This is a genomic window from Marseilla massiliensis (genome assembly GCF_016899855.1).
Taxonomy (GTDB): domain Bacteria; phylum Bacteroidota; class Bacteroidia; order Bacteroidales; family Bacteroidaceae; genus Prevotella.
The window spans coordinates 1-1122 of sequence record NZ_JACJJG010000212.1 but is presented as its reverse complement, the minus strand read 5'-3'; the positions used below and the strand labels follow the sequence as shown (position 1 = coordinate 1122).

The following is a 1122-nucleotide window of genomic DNA, read 5'->3' as shown; positions in this document are numbered from 1 at the left end:
CAGTACCTCTATCCAGAGTGTGTAAAATAATGTAGTTTATTTAAACAAAAACTGTCAACCTATTTCAGGAAAAGACACCAGTCTACATTTAGGTTTCCGAAATGCCGTCTTTCGTATTGTAAAAGACGACATATTGAACGCTAAAAGGCGGCCTTTCGCACTGCAAAAGACCGCCTTTCATATTTTCTTCTAAGCTAACACATTAAAACAAAGACAGTTGTCTACTCAGACTTAAACTTCACCGGCAGAGTATATCGAACCTTGACACAACGCCCTCTTAACCGTCCTGGCTTCCATTTTGGCATATTCCGCACGAGTCGCAACGCCTCTTCATCATACTCAGGAGCAAGACTTCTTACCACTTTAACGTCTTTCAATGTTCCATCTTCATCTACAACAAAAGAAACTACGACACGTCCCTCAACACGGTTTACAGTATCCGGATACCTGATATTCTGCTCAATATACTTCATCATGGCAGCCTGGCCACCGGGAAAAATCGGAGACTCCTCATCAATAGCACCAAAAACCTCGGAATTATGTCCGACAGCTTCGGTTTTATTATCAATCGCCTCAGGCACAAGATTTTCGCTACTACAAGACGACAAAGCCACCGTACCCAAAGCAATTCCAGCCACAGTAACAACCTTTCCTGCCATCCTCCTCAACGCCAGTTCACGTTCAAGGCCAGCCAATTCAGCATCACAAGCCGGACAAGTGCCGTTACATTCACCGACATAAGTACACTTCGCCGGCTCATAACTAATGCCATTAGCGTCAGCAACAGCTTTTCTTATAGCCTTCATCACATGACAGACGTATCTTCCCTTTTCCATATCAAGTAGCCTTTTCGCAAAAATACAAATTAAACGCTGAATCTACAAGCACCACAACAAGAAATATTGATTATAGCCCCAATTGATACACGACAGCCCGTCACATTAGCCCCATCCAGCCTATTAGGCTTATTTGGCCTACCTGATTTATTGGGCCCATTAGGCTTATTTGCCCCACTGGCCTTATTGGGTTGATAAGCCCTATGGGCAAAAAAAGTATCCCCGCAAGGAAAACTCCTCGCGGGGATACTCTATTAACTTGAAAAAAGGCGGCCTCCTACTCTCC

General features: G+C 44.0%; 1 protein-coding gene. It reads right to left on the bottom strand.

From position 1 onward, the window contains the following. Window positions 1–221: 221 nt before the first annotated feature. Complete coding sequence (locus H6A34_RS14425) at window positions 222–836, bottom strand: energy transducer TonB (RefSeq protein ID WP_205106082.1); 615 nt, start codon at window positions 834–836, stop codon at window positions 222–224. Window positions 837–1122 lie beyond the last annotated feature (286 nt).

Coding starts and splice junctions, on each gene's coding strand:
- H6A34_RS14425 (WP_205106082.1), bottom strand. CDS start 836: ATGGAAAAGGGAAGATACGTCTGTCATGTGATGAAGGCTATAAGAAAA.